This is a genomic window from Enterococcus haemoperoxidus ATCC BAA-382 (assembly GCF_000407165.1).
GTDB classification, from domain to species: domain Bacteria; phylum Bacillota; class Bacilli; order Lactobacillales; family Enterococcaceae; genus Enterococcus_L; species Enterococcus_L haemoperoxidus.
This window is the reverse complement of record NZ_KE136480.1, coordinates 651,520-669,312: the sequence shown is the minus strand read 5'-3', so window position 1 is coordinate 669,312 and position 17,793 is coordinate 651,520. Positions and strand designations below refer to the sequence as shown.

The 17,793-nt window shown below is 35.9% G+C and carries 17 protein-coding genes; 9 read left to right on the top strand and 8 right to left on the bottom strand.

Going from position 1 to position 17,793, the window contains the following annotated elements; genetic code table 11:
• The first annotated feature begins 181 nt into the window (after positions 1-181).
• From I583_RS13780 to I583_RS13745, 9 genes are all read left to right on the top strand, one after another.
• Positions 182-1,345: a tyrosine-type recombinase/integrase gene (locus I583_RS13780; protein WP_010762027.1), complete on the top strand. Its 1,164-nt coding sequence runs from the start codon at positions 182-184 to the stop codon at positions 1,343-1,345.
• 169 nt (positions 1,346-1,514) lie between these two features.
• Entirely contained in the window at positions 1,515-2,195 is a 681-nt protein-coding gene (locus I583_RS13775) for a winged helix-turn-helix domain-containing protein (protein ID WP_010762026.1), read from the top strand.
• Between the two features lie 126 nt (positions 2,196-2,321).
• Positions 2,322-2,936: a hypothetical protein gene (locus I583_RS13770; RefSeq protein WP_244264885.1), complete on the top strand. Its 615-nt coding sequence runs from the start codon at positions 2,322-2,324 to the stop codon at positions 2,934-2,936.
• Positions 2,933-3,997 (top strand): WxLIP family cell surface protein, encoded by a 1,065-nt coding sequence (locus I583_RS13765; RefSeq protein WP_010762024.1) that lies wholly within the window; start codon positions 2,933-2,935, stop codon positions 3,995-3,997. Before I583_RS13770 ends, I583_RS13765 begins: the two co-directional genes overlap by 4 nt.
• A 51-nt stretch (positions 3,998-4,048) precedes the next feature.
• Entirely contained in the window at positions 4,049-4,273 is a 225-nt protein-coding gene (locus tag I583_RS17020) for a hypothetical protein (protein WP_071865903.1), read from the top strand.
• A 76-nt stretch (positions 4,274-4,349) separates the two neighbouring features.
• Positions 4,350-5,063 (top strand): WxL domain-containing protein, encoded by a 714-nt coding sequence (locus I583_RS13760; protein WP_010762023.1) that lies wholly within the window; start codon positions 4,350-4,352, stop codon positions 5,061-5,063.
• Between the two features lie 195 nt (positions 5,064-5,258).
• Positions 5,259-6,296 (top strand): WxLIP family cell surface protein, encoded by a 1,038-nt coding sequence (locus I583_RS13755; RefSeq protein ID WP_010762022.1) that lies wholly within the window; start codon positions 5,259-5,261, stop codon positions 6,294-6,296.
• A 122-nt stretch (positions 6,297-6,418) separates the two neighbouring features.
• A complete protein-coding gene (locus tag I583_RS13750) occupies positions 6,419-6,745 on the top strand; it encodes a hypothetical protein (protein ID WP_010762021.1) in 327 nt (108 codons plus the stop codon).
• A gap of 82 nt (positions 6,746-6,827) precedes the next feature.
• Positions 6,828-9,503 (top strand): MucBP domain-containing protein, encoded by a 2,676-nt coding sequence (locus tag I583_RS13745; protein WP_010762020.1) that lies wholly within the window; start codon positions 6,828-6,830, stop codon positions 9,501-9,503.
• Positions 9,504-9,608: 105 nt separating this feature from the next.
• Here I583_RS13745 and I583_RS13740 read toward each other — a convergent pair whose 3' ends face one another.
• The 8 genes from I583_RS13740 to I583_RS13705 all read right to left on the bottom strand — a co-directional run bounded on the left by I583_RS13740 (position 9,609) and on the right by I583_RS13705 (position 17,775).
• Positions 9,609-10,856, bottom strand: a complete 1,248-nt coding sequence (locus tag I583_RS13740) for a glutamate-5-semialdehyde dehydrogenase (RefSeq protein ID WP_010762019.1) — start codon at positions 10,854-10,856, stop codon at positions 9,609-9,611.
• A 22-nt stretch (positions 10,857-10,878) separates the two neighbouring features.
• Complete coding sequence (gene proB, locus I583_RS13735; protein ID WP_010762018.1) at positions 10,879-11,673, bottom strand: glutamate 5-kinase; 795 nt, start codon at positions 11,671-11,673, stop codon at positions 10,879-10,881.
• A 142-nt stretch (positions 11,674-11,815) separates the two neighbouring features.
• Positions 11,816-13,060, bottom strand: a complete 1,245-nt coding sequence (locus I583_RS13730; RefSeq protein WP_010762017.1) for a DUF1015 domain-containing protein — start codon at positions 13,058-13,060, stop codon at positions 11,816-11,818.
• Positions 13,060-14,247 carry a phosphoglycerate dehydrogenase gene (locus tag I583_RS13725; RefSeq protein ID WP_010762016.1) on the bottom strand — a complete coding sequence of 396 codons (1,188 nt, stop codon included), beginning with the start codon at positions 14,245-14,247 and terminating at the stop codon, positions 13,060-13,062. The genes I583_RS13730 and I583_RS13725 overlap by 1 nt, the downstream gene beginning before the upstream one ends.
• Positions 14,248-15,339, bottom strand: coding sequence for a 3-phosphoserine/phosphohydroxythreonine transaminase (gene serC, locus I583_RS13720; protein ID WP_010762015.1), 1,092 nt, complete (start codon positions 15,337-15,339; stop codon positions 14,248-14,250).
• Between the two features lie 583 nt (positions 15,340-15,922).
• The gene (locus tag I583_RS13715) at positions 15,923-16,534 is read right to left on the bottom strand and encodes a nitroreductase family protein (RefSeq protein WP_010762014.1); all 612 of its coding nucleotides are present in this window, start codon (positions 16,532-16,534) and stop codon (positions 15,923-15,925) included.
• Complete coding sequence (locus I583_RS13710) at positions 16,535-16,774, bottom strand: DUF896 domain-containing protein (RefSeq protein ID WP_010762013.1); 240 nt, start codon at positions 16,772-16,774, stop codon at positions 16,535-16,537.
• A gap of 14 nt (positions 16,775-16,788) precedes the next feature.
• A complete protein-coding gene (locus I583_RS13705) occupies positions 16,789-17,775 on the bottom strand; it encodes an LLM class flavin-dependent oxidoreductase (protein ID WP_010762012.1) in 987 nt (328 codons plus the stop codon).
• Positions 17,776-17,793 lie beyond the last annotated feature (18 nt).

Genomic DNA, 17,793 nt, shown 5'->3' with positions numbered 1-17,793 from the left:
AATTAGTGATTATGAGAAAGAAAATTTAGTTCTTTTTGTTATAAATAAACGATTTTGTTCGTTAAATTCTATTCTAATACAAAGAAAACGAAAAGTCTATAACAAAAAAACAAAAGTTCTTTAATTTTTATCGTTTTATTATTGGGTAAAAATGAAAAAAATATGAAAAAAACGGTTTTTTGTGATTTCTAGCCGTCAATTCTCTCGTCAAACGAAGGAGGAACTTACGATAACTAAAAAAGGCGAAAATATTTATAAGCGAAAAGATGGCCGCTGGGAAGGGCGCTACCGAAAAGGGCGAAATGAACAAGGAAAACTGCTCTACGGCTACATTTACGGTCAAAAATATAGGGAGGTCAAACAAACCTTAGAACGTCAAAAAGCACGCCAGACATTTTCAAAGCAGCTTACGACCCAATTTCAAGGGACAGTAGAGGAATGGCTCGTGTACTGGTTGGATCACTTAATCGTTCGTCAAATCAAACAGTCGACCTATGCGTCGTATCAAACAAAAATGCGCAAACATATCTTGCCTTATATAGGAAAGAAAAAATTACTTCATATTGAGAAAAAAGACATCACGGCATTAATGCTTCTTTTATCGGATAAAGAATTAAGTCTGACCACGATCCATAATGTCTTGACGATCTTTAAAAGTGCCATGAATAAAGCCTACTTTGAAAAAGCCATTCCAGAAAACCCGTGTGACGGCATTGTCCTGCCAGCGATCCGGAAAAAAGATATCGCCATTTTAACTCGGGAACAACAACGAATATTAGAAAAAGCTGCCCTGAAAGAGCCAGGGTGCTCACCGATCATTATCGCGTTGTACACCGGCATGCGAATTGGTGAAATCGGGGCTTTAACGTGGTCCGATATCAATTTAGAAAGCAAAACGATCCAAGTGGTCCGCACAATCCAGAGAGTGTCTGTGCCAGGGAAAACAACCAAGACAGAGATTGTATTTGATCTGCCCAAATCAAAAAGCTCGGTGCGGAAAATACCGATTGCCCAAAATTTACTTACTTACTTAACAAAGAAAAAAGCGGAGGCGGTCAGTACCTATGTGATCAACTATAAACACTCATACGCAGAACCTAGACTGATCAATTATTGGTTTAAAAAGACCCTTGCCAAAGCTGACATAGAGCCGATCCATTTCCACGCCTTACGGCATACCTTTGCGACACGATGCATTGAAAATGGGAGCGATATTGCCACCTTAAGCCGTTTACTAGGCCATCAATCGATCAAGCTGACCTTAGATACGTATGCCAGTTCTTTATGGGAAACTAGAGAAAAGGCCATTTCTATTCTGGATGCCGAACTGAATTTAGAAGAATAACCGTCAAAAAAAGCGTCATCACAGCTAAAAAAACAGCGTGTTATAACGACTAGAACATTTCTTCTTATAATCACTAATTCTGAGAAAAAATAAATCAGGGAAATTCAATCATTTTTCTACCTCGTAGTATAGCAAAAAAATATCAAAGATGAAAGGAGGAAGAATGTATATGGTTAACATCGGATTATATCCACTAGAAAACCCATCTTCTTCTTATATAGATGTCCTGAAAGAAAAAGGCTACAATCTTTTTTCACTGGAACAGGAAAGTGACAGAAGTAATTATCCAGTATTGGAGGCAATCATTATTGATTGTGCAGTGAAGCCCAATGGTGAGAGAGTAGGTCAGATTTGTGAATTACTTTTAAAAGAAAAAAGTAATACTTATCCGCTGATTTTTTTATTAGTGACAGATAGTACGCCAATTGAACGTTTCATATATCTAGAATTAGGAGCAACAATTGTTTTTGACCAACACACACCACCTAATGAATTTCAACTAATTCTATCTAATATGCTCCAAACGAAGACAAAAGAAGCAAGTGTGCCAAAAATGATTGAAGAGCGTTTGAAGTTAAATAGTGACAACCTTTCGATTTGTATAGAAAATGAGCAAGAAATTTCTCTGACACCGCTAGAATACAAGTTAGTTAGTTATTTAAAAGGAAAATGCGGGCAAAGAGCAACATATGAAGAACTCTACAAAGTATTATGGAACGGACATGTGGCGAATAAGCAGTATCGTGTAGCAAACATAGTTTTTCATATTCGGAAAAAAATAGAAAAAAATGTATCAGAACCCCAATATTTAAAAACGATTCGAACAATTGGGTATGTTCTTTGTCTATAAATGACGCATAACTAGCTCAAAAATTTAAAGTACAAAACCTAAAAAGGAATGAAATAACTAATGAGTAACACAAATACGATAAAAAATATTTTTTTACGGCGTTTCTTTCTTATAGAAGGAATCCTTGTGGCAGGATGGATCATATATTTAATAAACTTCTATTTATTTTATAAAGAAGCTTATTTCTATATAGATAAAAGACTGTCATTTTTCCTTCAATTGCTATCGTTATTAAATGACAATTGGACCGAATCGATTATTTATCTTGTTTTTGGTTTTCTATTAATGGTATGGACTATGTTTTCTACCTATTTGTTTTACTTGGTTAATAAAAAAGAGCAACAGCATATAGTATCTGTTTTATTATTTTTAAGCTTGAATATATTATTTTTTCTATCTTTATTATTCAATATAGTTGGATTGATTTACTTTGTCTTGATGATCTTAGCTTTGAGTTTAGTTTATATCATATTCGTTCTTGCAATGAACGATTTCCGAAAAATAGATTTTTACTATGAAGAAGGAGAAACCATTGACACGCTAGGGCCATTTGAGACAGAAGACAAAGCAAAGAAAGAAGCAACTTCGTTTATCGCTCAATGGCAAGGAAAAGAGAGTGTACGATTAAGTGGAGAAATTTATCTAGATACAAATAATAAATACTACACAGACATTTATATTGAAACGATAAAAAAGGATTGTTCAATCTATTTTAATAAGGAGAAAGTAAACGTCAAATGAAAAAACACACGTTAGTATACACACTAGTACTTGCAAGTTTGTTCTTGTTTTTATTTCCTAATAGATCTTTAGCTGCCGACGAGTCATCCAATTTAGGGTATACCGTGTCAGCCGTTCTGAACGGAAAACAAATCGATCCAGAAAAAAGTTATTTTTATATCCAAACAGTCCCAGGAGAAGAGCAACTTTTAAAGGTAAAAGTAAAAAGTACACAAAAAGAGCCAATTAAATTAAAAATATATGCAACAGATGCATTTACAGGTGACAACGGAACGATTGAATATACAAATGACAAAAAAATGTTGGATACAACTCTTCATGATCCAATTAGCTCAATTCTAAAAGTCGAAACACCTAGTTTAACGGTTGGAAACTTTGAAGAGAAGGAAGCTATTTTTAAGCTTATACCTCCTACAGAACATTACAAAGGGGTGAAAATGGGGGCACTGGTTTTTGAAGTGGACGATTCTGAAAATGAAGAACAGGTTTCTAGTAAATTTTCTTATCGAATCGGTCTGACTATCTCTGAAACTGGAGATGATTATAAAGATTCTAAAACATTGAACTTAATAGATGCTAAGTCAACATTGAAACGTGGTAAGAAAATGATTTTAACCACCTTACAAAATCCTGAACCCAAGATACTTTCTAATTTAGAGATCATCGCTGAGGTCAAAGAAAAAGATAGTCAAAAAGTCTTGAAGAAAAAGAAAGTTGAAGATTATATGTTGGCGCCAAACAGTCATTTTGATTTTGAAATGGATTGGGGCACAGGAACCGTTCGAGCGGGCAACTATATTTTAACGATGAATGCAAACGATGGATACAGTGATTGGAAGTTTGAAAAAGAATTTACAATCACAGGTGAACAAGCAAAAACAATGAATGATGAGAGTGGGTTTAAGATCATTACGCCAACATGGATCAAGGCTGCAACGATTTTTTGTCTAAGTTTAATGCTAATTATTGTTTCAATGCTTTTTGTCAGAAGAAAAAGAATGGAAATTGAATGGAAGAAAAAAAGGAAAAAAGGAAAAAGAAAGAAAAAATTGATTGACTAGCTAAAGGATGAATCCTTTAGTTTGAAAAAAATCTGAAAGCGGGTGAGATAAATGATCGATTATCTATGGATATTTATATTAGGTGGTATCGCTATTGTGTCTTTAGTAGTTTTCTTGATTCTGTTATCGCGAGATGTTTTCTTGATCAAAAAATTAAGAAAGAAAAAATCTCTACTAACCTTAAACTTTAGTTTACTATTTATTTCGTTAACTAGCCTAGGCTTGATTGCCTACTTATTCACTCTATTGAGAGACCAAATAGAACTTCTACAATAATAAAACAAAGAATGAACAACTTATAACAATAACTATCGTCAATCTATACTTTTCAATATAAAAGGACGGTAAAAAAATGAAAAAAGCAGTATTAGTTACCTTATTATCAACAGCAGCATTAATGGCATTTGCTACCTCAGCTGATGCAAAAACATATGAAGATAAAACAGATGTTGGTGTGAACTTTAAGTCAGACGAACCAACGATCCCTGGGGAAAACAAACCTTATAAAAACAACTTATCACTTGTTTGGAAACCGTCTTCTTTCCAATTTGGTGAGCAAAAAGCTGTTGGAGCTTCAGCAACGTTTAATAACACTGTGGTAGGTGACCAATATTTGGTTGTCAATGATGACAGACAAACTGTTTCTACACCATGGGAATTAAAAGTTAAATTATCAGAATTGACGACAGCTGATGCTTCTAAGAAATTAGCATCTAAACTAACGTTTAATTTAAATGATGCACAAGCATATGATATTGGTACAACAATCGGAGAAGACAATGATTTTATTGCAAACAAACCAGGTGATGAAGGTGTTCTTAAAGCATTAGATCCTAATGCAGGGATCACACTTGGTGATGGAAAAGTTAAATCGTTATCTGTAGAAGCTGGAGCGACAACACAACAACCAGTATTGGTAAAAGCAAAAGCAAACGACATTAAAGGCGGAGTTTCAACATTGATTAAAGATGTGAAATTAGTTGTAACGGATGCACAAGCAGATAAAGCTTCCGGTGAGTCATTTACAGGTCAAGTATCATGGACACTAGACGATTTACAACAATAAATTTTTAACCAATGGAAATAATTGAATGCTAAAAAATAAAAATAGAGTATAGATTGAGTAGATAGTTATTGTTATAAGTTGTTCATTTAGAAAATTTATTATAAGTAGAGATCTAAACAATTAGTGTTAGCATAAAATATAAGGAAGGATAGTTTAAGTCGTGCATTACATAGCTTAGACGATAGGAAATAGTGAATGATAAAAAAAAGACGACTATATTATCTAATTTTAGGAATCATTTTCCTATTTGGTAAGCCTATTACAGTTTTTTCTAATGAAAATGCATCTGATTTAATCAAGGATTTTTCTTATGAGGTATTGTTCCCTGAGAATCAGCAAGATAAAAATATTGGGTACTACGATCTTTTAATACAAACTGGACAGAAACAAGTGATTCAGCTAAAATTAAATAATACATCCACAAGACAGCTAAAAGTTGAAATCAATGTGAATAGCGCAAAAACAAATGGAAATGGTGTCATTGAGTATGGACCTAACAAACTAGAAAAAGATGTTTCGTTGAATTACGATCTCGCTGAAATCATGACAGGCCCAGAGGAAGTCACTTTAGCGCCGAATAGTAGTGAAACGATCGACTTTACGATCATGGCTCCAAAAGTAGAATTTGAAGGTTACATAACGGGTGGGATTCAATTGAAACCAATTGTCAGAGAGAGTGATTCTCAGGATGGAAGTAACTTTATCCAGAATAAGTTTGCTTTTTTAATCGGTGTCTTACTCAGTGAAGCAGATACAAAAAAAATAAAACCAGTAATGAAGCTCAACGATGTTTATCTAAAATTAAAAGACGGCGTTTACTCCTTATTTGTAAATATTTCAAATACTAAAGGAGTTTTTGTTGAAAAAATGTCGGCTAATATTAAGATTAGAGAGAAAAATAGTACAAAAGTATTGATTGATTTTAATAAAAAAGAGATGAGAATGGCTCCGCATTCAATGATTGATTTGCCTGTGTCTTTTTATGATCAAAAAATGACTGCTGGAGAATATACAGCAGATATCAAGGTGACAACAGAACAGGGAACCAATTGGACGTGGGTAAAAAATTTTAACTTTACAAAAATTGAAGCAGAACAAATCAATAAGCAAGCGACTGAAAAGGAGGATTCAAGTTTTAATTATTGGTGGTTGCTATTGCCCGTGATTCTTTTAATAGTAGTGATCCTAGCTTTAATCAATAATAAAAAAAATCCTAAAATTAAACGATCCTAATCTATTTCTCTAAAAGATAAATAGAAGTTACAAAAATTTCCAATAAATAACTTTAGTTATTAATAATGATTTAAGTAATCGTGGTGCGTATTAATGCTATAACAAAGAAAGAGGAGATCAAAATGAAAAGAAATGGGGTCATACTATTGATTTTTGTAATGGTGAGCTGTTTTTTATACAGTGAAAAAGTTGAAGCTATAGATAAGTTAGACAGTACGACTGATGTATCGATCACTTTTCTAAAAGATGAGGATAACCTATTGCTTCCCTCAATACTTCAGCCTCCTTTGAGGCAAGGAGAGGTGACTACAAATTCACATGGAAAGCTCCCTTCAACAGGAGATTTAATAACATCTGTTATTTGGGTGCTTCTGGGGTTTTCATTACTGATTGTATTGGTCGGCGTTTATTGTTTGAAAAGTATAATGGCTAAGATGACATGGAAGTAAATCAAGCTTAAAAATAGCAGATGTGTAATCTTAAAGAAGTAGGGTCAAAGATAAAATATGTAATAAAAATGGAGAGAAAATCATGAGAACTAAAAGACAATCAATACTCAAAAGGATTATTTTCTTAGGTTCAATTCTGGTACTGCTGATACCAACTAATGCTATAGCGCAAGAGAGTGATCATTCAGACGAACAGTCTACGGCACAAGAGACTAGTCAATCAGTCAATCAATCTACAAGTTCTACTGAAACTGAGGTAGAGTCATCGGAGTCATCCACTGCTACATCGAGCACGGAGCCAATGATGGGTCCGCAACCTCGTTTAAGTATCGGAAGTGGATATGTGGATACTATTCAGATACTAGACAACAAAAAGGGGATTTTGCATTTTAAATCAGTATCAAAAGCTGTGGCTGTTTTTGGACTTGGAGCGCAGACCGTGAGTAGAATTAAGATCGATCCTGAGATAGCTATACCATTTTTTAGTACACCTAATTATAAAGAGTATATTGGGGGACAAGTCGATAGGAATGGTAGTATTGGGGTCAGTATCAATATTACTATGCAAAAGTTGCTAACTAAAAATGTTGGTGTTATAGCCGGTAGAGATAGAGCTTATTACAATGAAAGTACGGAAACCTTTAATGTTCTGTCCCCAGTCTATCCGATCGCAATGTCCGATTTATGGCAAAATATAGATATGACCATTGATTTGGGACGGTGGAGTAAAGATACAGGGATTTTGATTGAGCGCAAGTCGTATTACAATGTTGACCTTGCAACAAGTCAAGGAGGTACGGCATTAAGCTTTTCCCCATCTCCATCTCGTAGTTATTTATATGATGACGTGACAGAATTAAACAGTTGGATTGAAAACCCAGTAGATCCAACAACGATCACTTCAGAAAATGATCGTGTTTTTGGAGGGATCACCAAACAGAATATGGAAAATCGTCACCCAGCTGATTGCACAATTAGATTAAGTGCAAATAATAAGATTATCGCACAAAATATTCCGATTGATGCATCAGGTGATTGGAGATATAACTCTATTCAAAAATTTATATCCGGTACAGTTATTAAAGCACAAGTTGTTGCTAAAGAAAAAGCAGTACATGAAAATGGCTATTTAGATACCAATCTATCTACCCCCAGCTACTATACAATCGGACAAGACGGGACTCTATGGGAACAATGGCAAGTAAAACCACCAACGATTTCAACTGCATACGATGAAGAAACAAATATAACAGGGAGTGTTCCGGATCAAAATCGACAATATTCACGAACATATCAACTGGTTATTGTTTTAAACGGTGAAATCATTTATAGAGGACTGGATCCTGAGCCAGGAGTATATGGAGCACCAGTATTTGGTAAAAACTTAGCTACCGGTGATGTTATCGAAGCCTATATAATTGGGTATGAGCCTGGAGAAGCCGCAAAACAAAGTAAAACAGTAAAAACCATCGTATTAGAAAATAAGGAAGGTCAAGAGAATTGGGCAAACTGGATAGTTGATCCACCGATACTTGATGATGCTGATCATGGTGATGATGTAATCACTGGTAGTGTCCCACCACAAAATAAATTTAATGATCGGAACTATGATGTAGTTGTATCCGTAAACGGTGTGAAAGTTGGGACAGAACGGTTTACGTTTAATGGCGGAGAATTTATTATACCTTTAACTAACGTTTTAGTTGAACAAGATGTGATTACGGCAAAAATTGTTGGTCATGAAGCAGGTCAAGCAGATAAAACAAGTACAACTGTAACAAAAGTAGTTTCAGATTCTTCTAATTGGGAAGGATGGAGCGTTAATGCTCCACTAATTAATGAAGCTTATGCTGGGGATGGGAATATCACCGTAGATATAGGAAATCAAAATATAGAATTTGATCGTGAGTACCAGCTTAAAGTTTCTGTTAATGGTGTAGTTGTATCAAACATAATTCCAGCAAAAGTAAATGGACGTCATAACATTGCTGTAGGTTTTCCTTTAAAAGGTGGAGATGTGATTAGAGCTCAAATAATAGGGAGTCAAGCACATCGTCCAGATAAAGAAAGTAGTGTAACTGAATTAATAGTAGGTGAGAAAAAACAAAATGTTCAGGTACAATTTGTAGACGAAGAGGGAACCCCCTTAAGTGATCCTGTTGTTTTAAGAGGAGATGCAGGGACAACGATTGATTTAACAAAAGAAGCAACGATTCAGGTAGTGATTAGTTCACTCGTTGGAAAACATTTTGAGTTAGTCAAAGCACCAAATAATGAATCTGCTATTTCCATAGATAAAGAAGAAAAAACAGTACAGTATCAATTTAAAGGGACGTTATTTGTAGACTCGTTTCCAAAAACGTTAAATTTTGGGGATAAGTACTTAACAAAATCATTTATTAAAGGCGAACAACCAAAATATGATGTTCCGCTTATCATTGGTGATACACGGAAGAAGAAAACAAGTTGGACATTAACAGCCACCTTAGCGAAACCGTTGACTAGTCAAGATAGTCCAAGTGAAGTTCTTCCAAGAGCATTATATTATAAGCAAAATGATACGACTAAGGTGGCATTAAAAGAAGGAGAATCTCAGCCAATTGAAGTTGGTACAATGTCAGGCACTGGCATTTACAATGTTAGTGAAAATTGGGATTCTAATAAACAAGGATTGCAGTTAAATGTTTTTTCTAATGAGGTTATTCAAAAAGGACAATACAAAGCGGCTATATTATGGCAAGTGAGTGAAACTCCCTGATAAGATCAATTTCAGTTAAATGAAATTAGGTAGTTATCCTAAATTAAATAAGAAAAAATACTCGATCAATAGAGCTTCATTGATCGAGTATTTTTGAATTAAAAATTATTTCCGATACTGTCCATCGCCATAAACAATATATTTTGTAGAGGTCAATTCCGCTAATCCCATCGGACCTCTAGCATGCAGTTTCTGTGTACTAATACCGATTTCTGCACCGAAACCAAAAACAAATCCATCTGTAAAACGTGTAGAAGCATTAGCATAAACAGCCGCCGCATCAACTTGCTGTAAAAATTGTTGTGTAGCAAAATAATTATCACTGATAATACTTTCAGAATGTTTCGTATTGTAGCGATTGATATGCTGAATGGCTTCGTCTAAAGAATCTACGACTTTAACGGCTAAAATGAAGTCATTGAACTCAGTTTCCCAATCTTCTTCAGTAGCTGGGATCGATTGCTTGAAAATTGCTATCGCTCGTTCATCGGCACGTAATTCTACATTATATTCATTCAGAGCTTTTTCGATAACAGGAAGGAAATCTGCTGCTACATCTTGATGGATCAACAATGTTTCTGCTGAGTTACAAACAGAAGGACGTTGGCATTTTGCATTGACGATGATATTAGTAGCCATTTCTAATTGGGCATCTTTATCGATATAAACATGACAATTACCGGTTCCTGTTTCAATCACTGGAACAGTTGCGGTTGTTAAAACCGTTTTGATCAGGTTAGCACCACCACGAGGAATCAACACATCTAGATAGTCATTTAATTTCATCAATTTTTGAGCCGTTTCCCGAGAAGTATCAGCAACAAATTGAATCGCAAAAGGGGAAGCGCCTTTTTGTTTTAACGCTTGTTGTAAAACAGTTACTAAGACTTGATTTGAGTGAAATGCTTCTTTTCCGCCACGTAAAATTACGGCATTTCCGGTTTTAAAACAAAGGCTGGCTGCATCTGTTGTCACATTTGGACGAGATTCATAGATGATGCCGATGACACCTAATGGCACACGTTGTTTACCGATCATCAAGCCATCTTCATTTTTCCACATTTTATCGACTTCACCGATTGGATCAGGCAAGGTTGCAACTTGACGGATGCCATCAGCCATTTCTTTAATTCGTTCATCAGTTAAACGTAAACGATCAAGCATTGTTTCAGTAATCCCGTTTTCTGTGGCTGTGGCTAAATCTTTCTGATTTTCGAGTAAGATTGTAGCAGTATTTTTTTCTAGCTCATCCGCCATATGCAGTAACAGATCATTTTTTGTTTTTGCGTCCATCAAACCTAGTTGATAAGCTGTTTCTTTCGCTTGTTTGCCTAATTGTATTAAATCAGTCATGAAACGTTCCTCCTTTTTTGAACTAAATAAATAACGTACCAATCATTTCACCATTTAAAATATCAAAAATAATCTTAGGCTGCTGCCCATTTGCTAAAATCATGGCGCCATTATGTGCTAGTACACGTTCTGCAGCTTTCAATTTACTGTACATACCGCCAGTTCCAAAGCGGCTGCCTTTGCCACCTGCTAATTGTAAAAGCTCGTCGTTGATCTCATTGATTTCAGAAAAGAGTGTGGCGTCTTTATTAGTATTCGGATTATCAGAAAAGAACCCATCGATATCAGATAACATGATCAACGCATCTGCTTGTATCAGTTGAGTTACGATTGCCGATAGTTGATCATTGTCGCCAAATTTTGTTAGATGATCTAATTCATCGATTGCGACAGTATCATTTTCGTTGATGACTGGAATGATCCCCATTTTCAGGAGTTGTTCTATTGTGTTCGTTACATTTTTGCGGCTCTCAGGATATTCGATCACATCTCTTGTTAATAATAATTGGGCGATTTGCTGGTTATAAGTCAAAAAGCGCTGGTTGTAAATGTTCATCAACTCCGCTTGCCCAACCGCAGCAACTGCTTGTTGTTCTGGAATGGTCGGGGGTCGTTTGTCCATGTTTAACTTATTTAAGCCAACACCGATTGCACCAGACGAGACTAAGATGATCTCTTTGTCTTGGTTACGTAAATCGGATAAGGTAAAGGCTAATTGATCGATGGCACTTAAATTGATATTTCCGTTGGGGTAAATCAAGGTACTTGTCCCAACTTTGATGACGATTCGTTTGGCTTCTTTTAATTGTTTTCGCATGGTTGACCTCACTTATTTCCTAACTTTTCCAGAGTATTTTAGAAAAGACTATTATCTAGTCTTTTCGGTTTATTTGCAAGAAAGCTTGGACAAAAATTTTGCTTTTGTCCAAGCTTAGATTTTATTCTTCTATTTTACAGTTTTATGCGTTATTTGTCTCTAGATCGTGCACAAATAATCCACTTAATAATTTAGGTTCAAACCAAGTTGATTTTGGCGGCATGATTTTACCTGCATCCGCAACGTTCAATAAATCATCCATCGTCGTTGGATAAATCGCAAATGCCGCTGACCATTGTCCACTATCCACCAGTTGTTCTAGTTCTGTCATTCCACGAATACCGCCGACAAAATCGATCCGTTTATCTGTACGCACATCTTGAATATCGAAAATAGCTGCGAATACATGATTTTGCAATAAAGAAACATCTAAACCGTCAACAGGATCATCAGATAGAATTGCTTCTTTAGCAGTTAGTGCGTACCACTGACCTGCCAAATACATACCAAATGTTTTTGGTTGAGCCGGTTTTCCTGCCTCAGTTTTTGCCACAGTGAAACTCTTTTCCAACTGTTCGAAGAAATCAGCTTCGATGGGAACATTCACCACACGATTATAATCTAAAATTTCCAATTCTTCTTTAGGAAAAATCACAGATAAAAAGTAGTTGAATTCTGCTGAATCGGTGGCTTCAGGATGAGCATCCTTTTTCTTTTGACCAACTTTGACCGCTGATTCCGTCCGATGATGGCCATCTGCAATATATAAAGCCGCAACCTCTTGTGCAAAAGTCGTAACGAGTTGTTCGATCACTTCTGGTTTATCTATAAGCCAAACACGGTGAGTAACTTCATGAAAACTAGTAAAATCATAGACAGGACCATGTGATTTTTTCCAGTCGTTCATTAACGTTTGGATCTGTTCATTTTTACGGTAAGTTAGAAAAATTGGGCTAGTATTCGCATCGCATGCTTCAATATGACGGATACGATCGACTTCCTTTTCTGGTCGAGTAAATTCATGTTTTTTGATCTTACCTTCTGTGTAATCAGTGATTGAAGTACACGTTACAAGACCGGTTTGAGCGCGGCCGTTCATTGTTAATTCGTAAAGGTATAAACGCGGTTGGTCATCTTGGATCAGCCATTGTTTTTGTAAAAATGCTTGTAAATTGCTTGCTGCTTTTTCGTAAACCTGATCGTCATAAGGCGAAAGTGTTTCAGGTAAATCGATTTCAGCTTTGTCGATATGCAGGTAAGAATAAGGGTTATTTTCACCTAGTTGGCGCGCCTCTGCAGAATTTAAAACATCATAAGGTAATGTAGCAATTTTTTCGCTGAACTCAGTAGCTGGACGAATGCTTTTAAAAGGGTGGATCATAACCATTAGTAACTCACCGCCTCAGTATTTTTGATTGTCCGGACTCGGATGATGTTTTCGGCCGCTTGGATTTTCTCAGCTGCGGCATTGATTTTTGCTTCATCTGTTTCAGAAATATCGACAATCGTATAGGCGAAATCGTCACGGCTGCGGTTGATCATCGTATCGATATTGATCTCTAAATTTGCGATGCCAGTTGAGATTTGACCTAACATATTGGGAACATTTCTGTGTATAATCGCGAAACGGAATGGCGAGTTGAAGGCCATTTCAACTGTTGGAAAATTGACAGAGCGTTTGATATTCCCTGTTTCTAGGAATTTTTTCAGTGTACGAGCTGCCATTTTAGCACAGTTGATTTCTGCTTCCTCTGTTGAGGCACCTAGATGAGGCAAGACTAAGATTTTTTCATTGTGTAATAGACGTTCATCGGCAAAGTCTGTTACAAAATTACTGATTTCTTCTTGCGCTAAGGCTTCAATCACGGCGTCTGTTTCGACCAATTCACCACGGGCAAAGTTAAGCAAAACAGCGTTCTTTTTCATCTGTGCCAGTTGTTCTTTACCAATCAAGTGATGGGTATTTTCAGATAAAGGAACGTGAACGGTAATAAAGTCACAGGTTTTCAAGACTTCTTCCATACTTTGCGCTCGTTTGACCCGACGTGAAATACTCCAAGCGGTATCAACCGAAACAAAAGGATCAAATCCTGTTACTTCCATGCCTAAACGGTAGGCGTCGTTTGCTACCATAGCACCGATTGCACCAAGACCGATCACGCCCAATTTTTTACCTTCTAATTCAGTACCAGCAAATTGTTTTTTCTGCGCTTCCGCTTGTTCTTCAGTATCTGTTCCAGTCAGTGTTTGAACCCAGTTTGAACCTTTTAAAATCGGACGAACAGATAAAAGTAGACAAGCAATAACGAGCTCTTTTACAGCATTAGCATTGGCACCTGGGGTGTTAAAAACAACGATACCATCTTCTGTACATTGTTTGACTGGAACATTATTCGTTCCAGCTCCAGCACGAGCGACAGCTAAAACAGAAGCAGGAAAGTCGTAATCATGGAGTTTTTCACTACGTAATATGATGCCGGCAGGTGTCTCAGTTTTATTGATCGTAAAATTTTCTTCGTTAAAACGTGCTAAACCAACTGGGGCAATCGCATTGAATGTTTTAATATCATACATCTATTTTGTTCCTCCATTTTCTGCTTCAAATTTTTTCATTAAATCAACTAAAGCGACAACGCCAGCTTTTGGGAATGCGTTGTACAAACTTGCACGCATTCCTCCTACAGAACGGTGGCCTTTTAAGTTCTCAAATCCTGCTGCTAAGGCTTCTTGATTGAACTTTTTATCTAGTTCATCATTTCCAGTAATGAAAGGAATATTGTTGATTGAACGGTCTTTTGGATTTACTGGTGAAGAAAATAGGCTAGATGAGTCTATCTCATCATATAAAATCGCTGCTTTTTCTTTGTTTTGTTTTTCCATTTGACTGACGCCACCTTGTTCTTTGATCCATTCAAAGACAAGTTTAGCCATATAAATGCTGTAAGTCGGTGGTGTGTTGTACATTGAGCCATTTTTTGCATGGATATCGTAATCTAGCATCGCGCTAAGAACATCCGCTTGCCCAATCAAATCCTCACGAACGATAACAACCGTAAGTCCTGCTGGCCCGATATTTTTTTGTGCACCTGCATAGATCAGCCCAAAATCAGAAACGTTATAGTCGATCGATAGAATATTTGACGACATATCAGCAACGATCGGTACGTCACCTGTGTCAGGTAAATCATAAATCGTTGTACCTTCTATCGTATTGTTTGTTGTAATGTGAACATACGCTGCATCTTGAGGAATATCTTCTTTACGGATTTCGGGAATATAAGTGAAATTCTTGTCTTCGCTTGAAGCAATCACTTGAACATCAACATTATCGAGTTTTTTTGCTTCGCTAATTGCTTTTTTTGCCCATGAACCAGTGTTGACGTACAGGGCTTTTTTATTTTGCGCTAAATTCAAAGGAACCATCGTAAATTGCATACTGGCACCACCTTGTAAAAAGAGCACTTTATAGTTATCAGGAATAGTCATCAATTCTCTGAGTAAGGTTTCAGCATTTTCAATGATCGCTTCAAAAAGGGAGGACCGGTGACTCAACTCCATCACGGACATGCCGCTGTTCTCGTAATTCACCAATTCGGATTGTGCTTTTTCCAATACACTTTTAGGTAAAACGGCGGGACCAGCTGAAAAATTGTAAACAGTTTTCATACATTTATCTCTCCTTTGATATGATCATTCATCTACTGTTTGTATAGTAAATGTGAAAACCATTATAACAGAAAGGCTAGATTAAAAAAAGATTAAAAGTAAGTTTCGTAAAATTTTTCATGGAGCCTTTCAAAAATAACTTGTGGATAAAATTCAATGAATTACCGTTTAAACATGCAATTATTCTTGTTAAATATCACGTTATTTCCATCTCTAACAGATTTATTTATAAATAATCTATTGAAAAAATTCTCTTGAGTATCATGTTTATTATAGACAGAATTCTTCTGGGACAAATCGTTTATCTGCTTCGTTTTATTACCCTTAGTAACAAATATATAAAGATATAGAAAACGCTAATAACTAGCATAATATTTGCAAATAGTCATACAGCAACAAGTTATCGATTTTTAGCTATAATTAGTCACAAGTGTAAATAAGTATTTTACCCCAAAAACCCCAAAAAAATTGTAAATAAAAAGTACAATTTTTTTGGGGTTTTCTTTGGCGATTTGAATTCTACCTAAAATACGTTTCTTTTTTAGTGATCGGGTAGAAAAAGTAATGTGTCAGTCAAAATAGATCAATAATGAAACTCGGTGAAAGCTTCAACTGGTAATCTTGAAGTATCAAATGCCGGTTGGCTAGCTTTTCCTATACTGATTAACATGATTGGGAGATAATTAGTTGGTTGGTTAATAATTTGACCAATCTCAGCTTGAGAAAATCCTCTCATAGGAACTGAATCATAACCCCGATCTTTTGCTAAAAGCATCAGTTGCATAGCAAATAAACTACTATCGATAATTGCCGTTTGAGTCAAGTATTCTTGACTTTGACTCGCATAATACTCAATTGAAGAAGTTAATTTATCCGCTAACATTTCTTTTGGTAGGAAACCGCTAGCGACATCCTGGGAATATATTTTCTCCATGTTAGCCTTAGAATTTGTATCAGCAAAGATAACCAATAAGGCAGAAGAGGATGTTATTTGTGGTTGCCCATGTCCCACTTTTTTTATAGCTTCCCGTTTTTTCGGGTCTCTGATAACGGCAACTCTCCAACTTTGTAAATTATGTCCGGATGGAGCGCTAGCACTTTTTTCTAATAATTCTTCAAGGATCTCATCTGAGATAATATAATCTTGTTCAAATTCTCGAACTGATTTTCTTGCGTTCATAATTTCTTCTATCATTTAACTTCCTACTTTCTTTCCAAAATATTTTTTTTGCTCTTTTTTTAATTTTTCTGGAGTTACATCATCACCTATGGGATCATATATGGTCACACCCATTAAAGTGTTGTTAAATTGATCACGGATAGTTTGTAAGTATTCTTCCCGTAATTCTCCTCTTAATCGTTCCTCGTTTAAGGTTAATCCTTCTTCTCTTGCTTTTTTAGCTAATTTGTTTATTTTATGTAGAACAGGTAACATTTTCTTCGCCCTCCTTATAACATTTCTTTTGCTAATAATCTAAGGGTCGTCTTACGATCTTCTATGGTATATCCTGCTGCTATTATCATAGCTTCACTGACCCCTAACTCTTCCTCTTTTCTAAAATAGTCTGCAACAGATTTGCTATCACCAATGACAAAACGACTACGGTTTTTTTCCAAATCCGCTTTTTCCATTTCTGTATATGGATAACTTAAGGCCTCTTCTGGAGACACAAATTTATTTGGAAGGCCTCTTTCTGTGGCAAATACAAAATGCTGGTAACTTGCTGATCTATATTCCGCTTCTTCTTTAGAATCGGCCACAACTGTAAAATAAGCAGCATTAGTTTCAGGTCGTTCTTGATATATGGAAGGTATAAAGTTATCATAATAATTTGCTAAAGTATCTTTATTTACTGGACCACTTATAAATTGAGCAAAGCTATAATTAATTCCTAAGAGCCCTGCTTGCTTAGCACTAGCACCTCCAGAACCTAACAGCCATATTTTTGGAAAAATGACTTCTCTAGGAACAGCTGAAACCCTAGAGTAAAAATGATCTTCTGGGAAATTATCATCCATAAACATTAAAATTTCGGATAATTTATCATCTAAATTTAAATTATTATTCATAGATGGATTTAAAGCTAATGTAGTTAATTGATTCCCTCCAGGAGCCCTGCCTATCCCTAAATCAATTCGGTTAGGATGCAATGCTGATAACGTCTTGAATGTTTCTGCAATTTTTAAAGGTGAATAATGCATCATCATTATGCCTCCTGCTCCTACACGGATACGTTCAGTAATACTTGCGATGTGGGCTACTAATATTTCTGGAGTAGCACTTGCCATCGCATCAGAACCGTGATGTTCTGAATACCAAATACGTGTATATCCTAAGTTATCAGCTAATAATGCTATTTCTTCTGCTTGGTGTAGCGTTTCAATTGAACTGCTGTTTGTTGACACATTCAATTGATCTAAAATACTTAGTCTCATCCTAAAAACTCCTTTCAT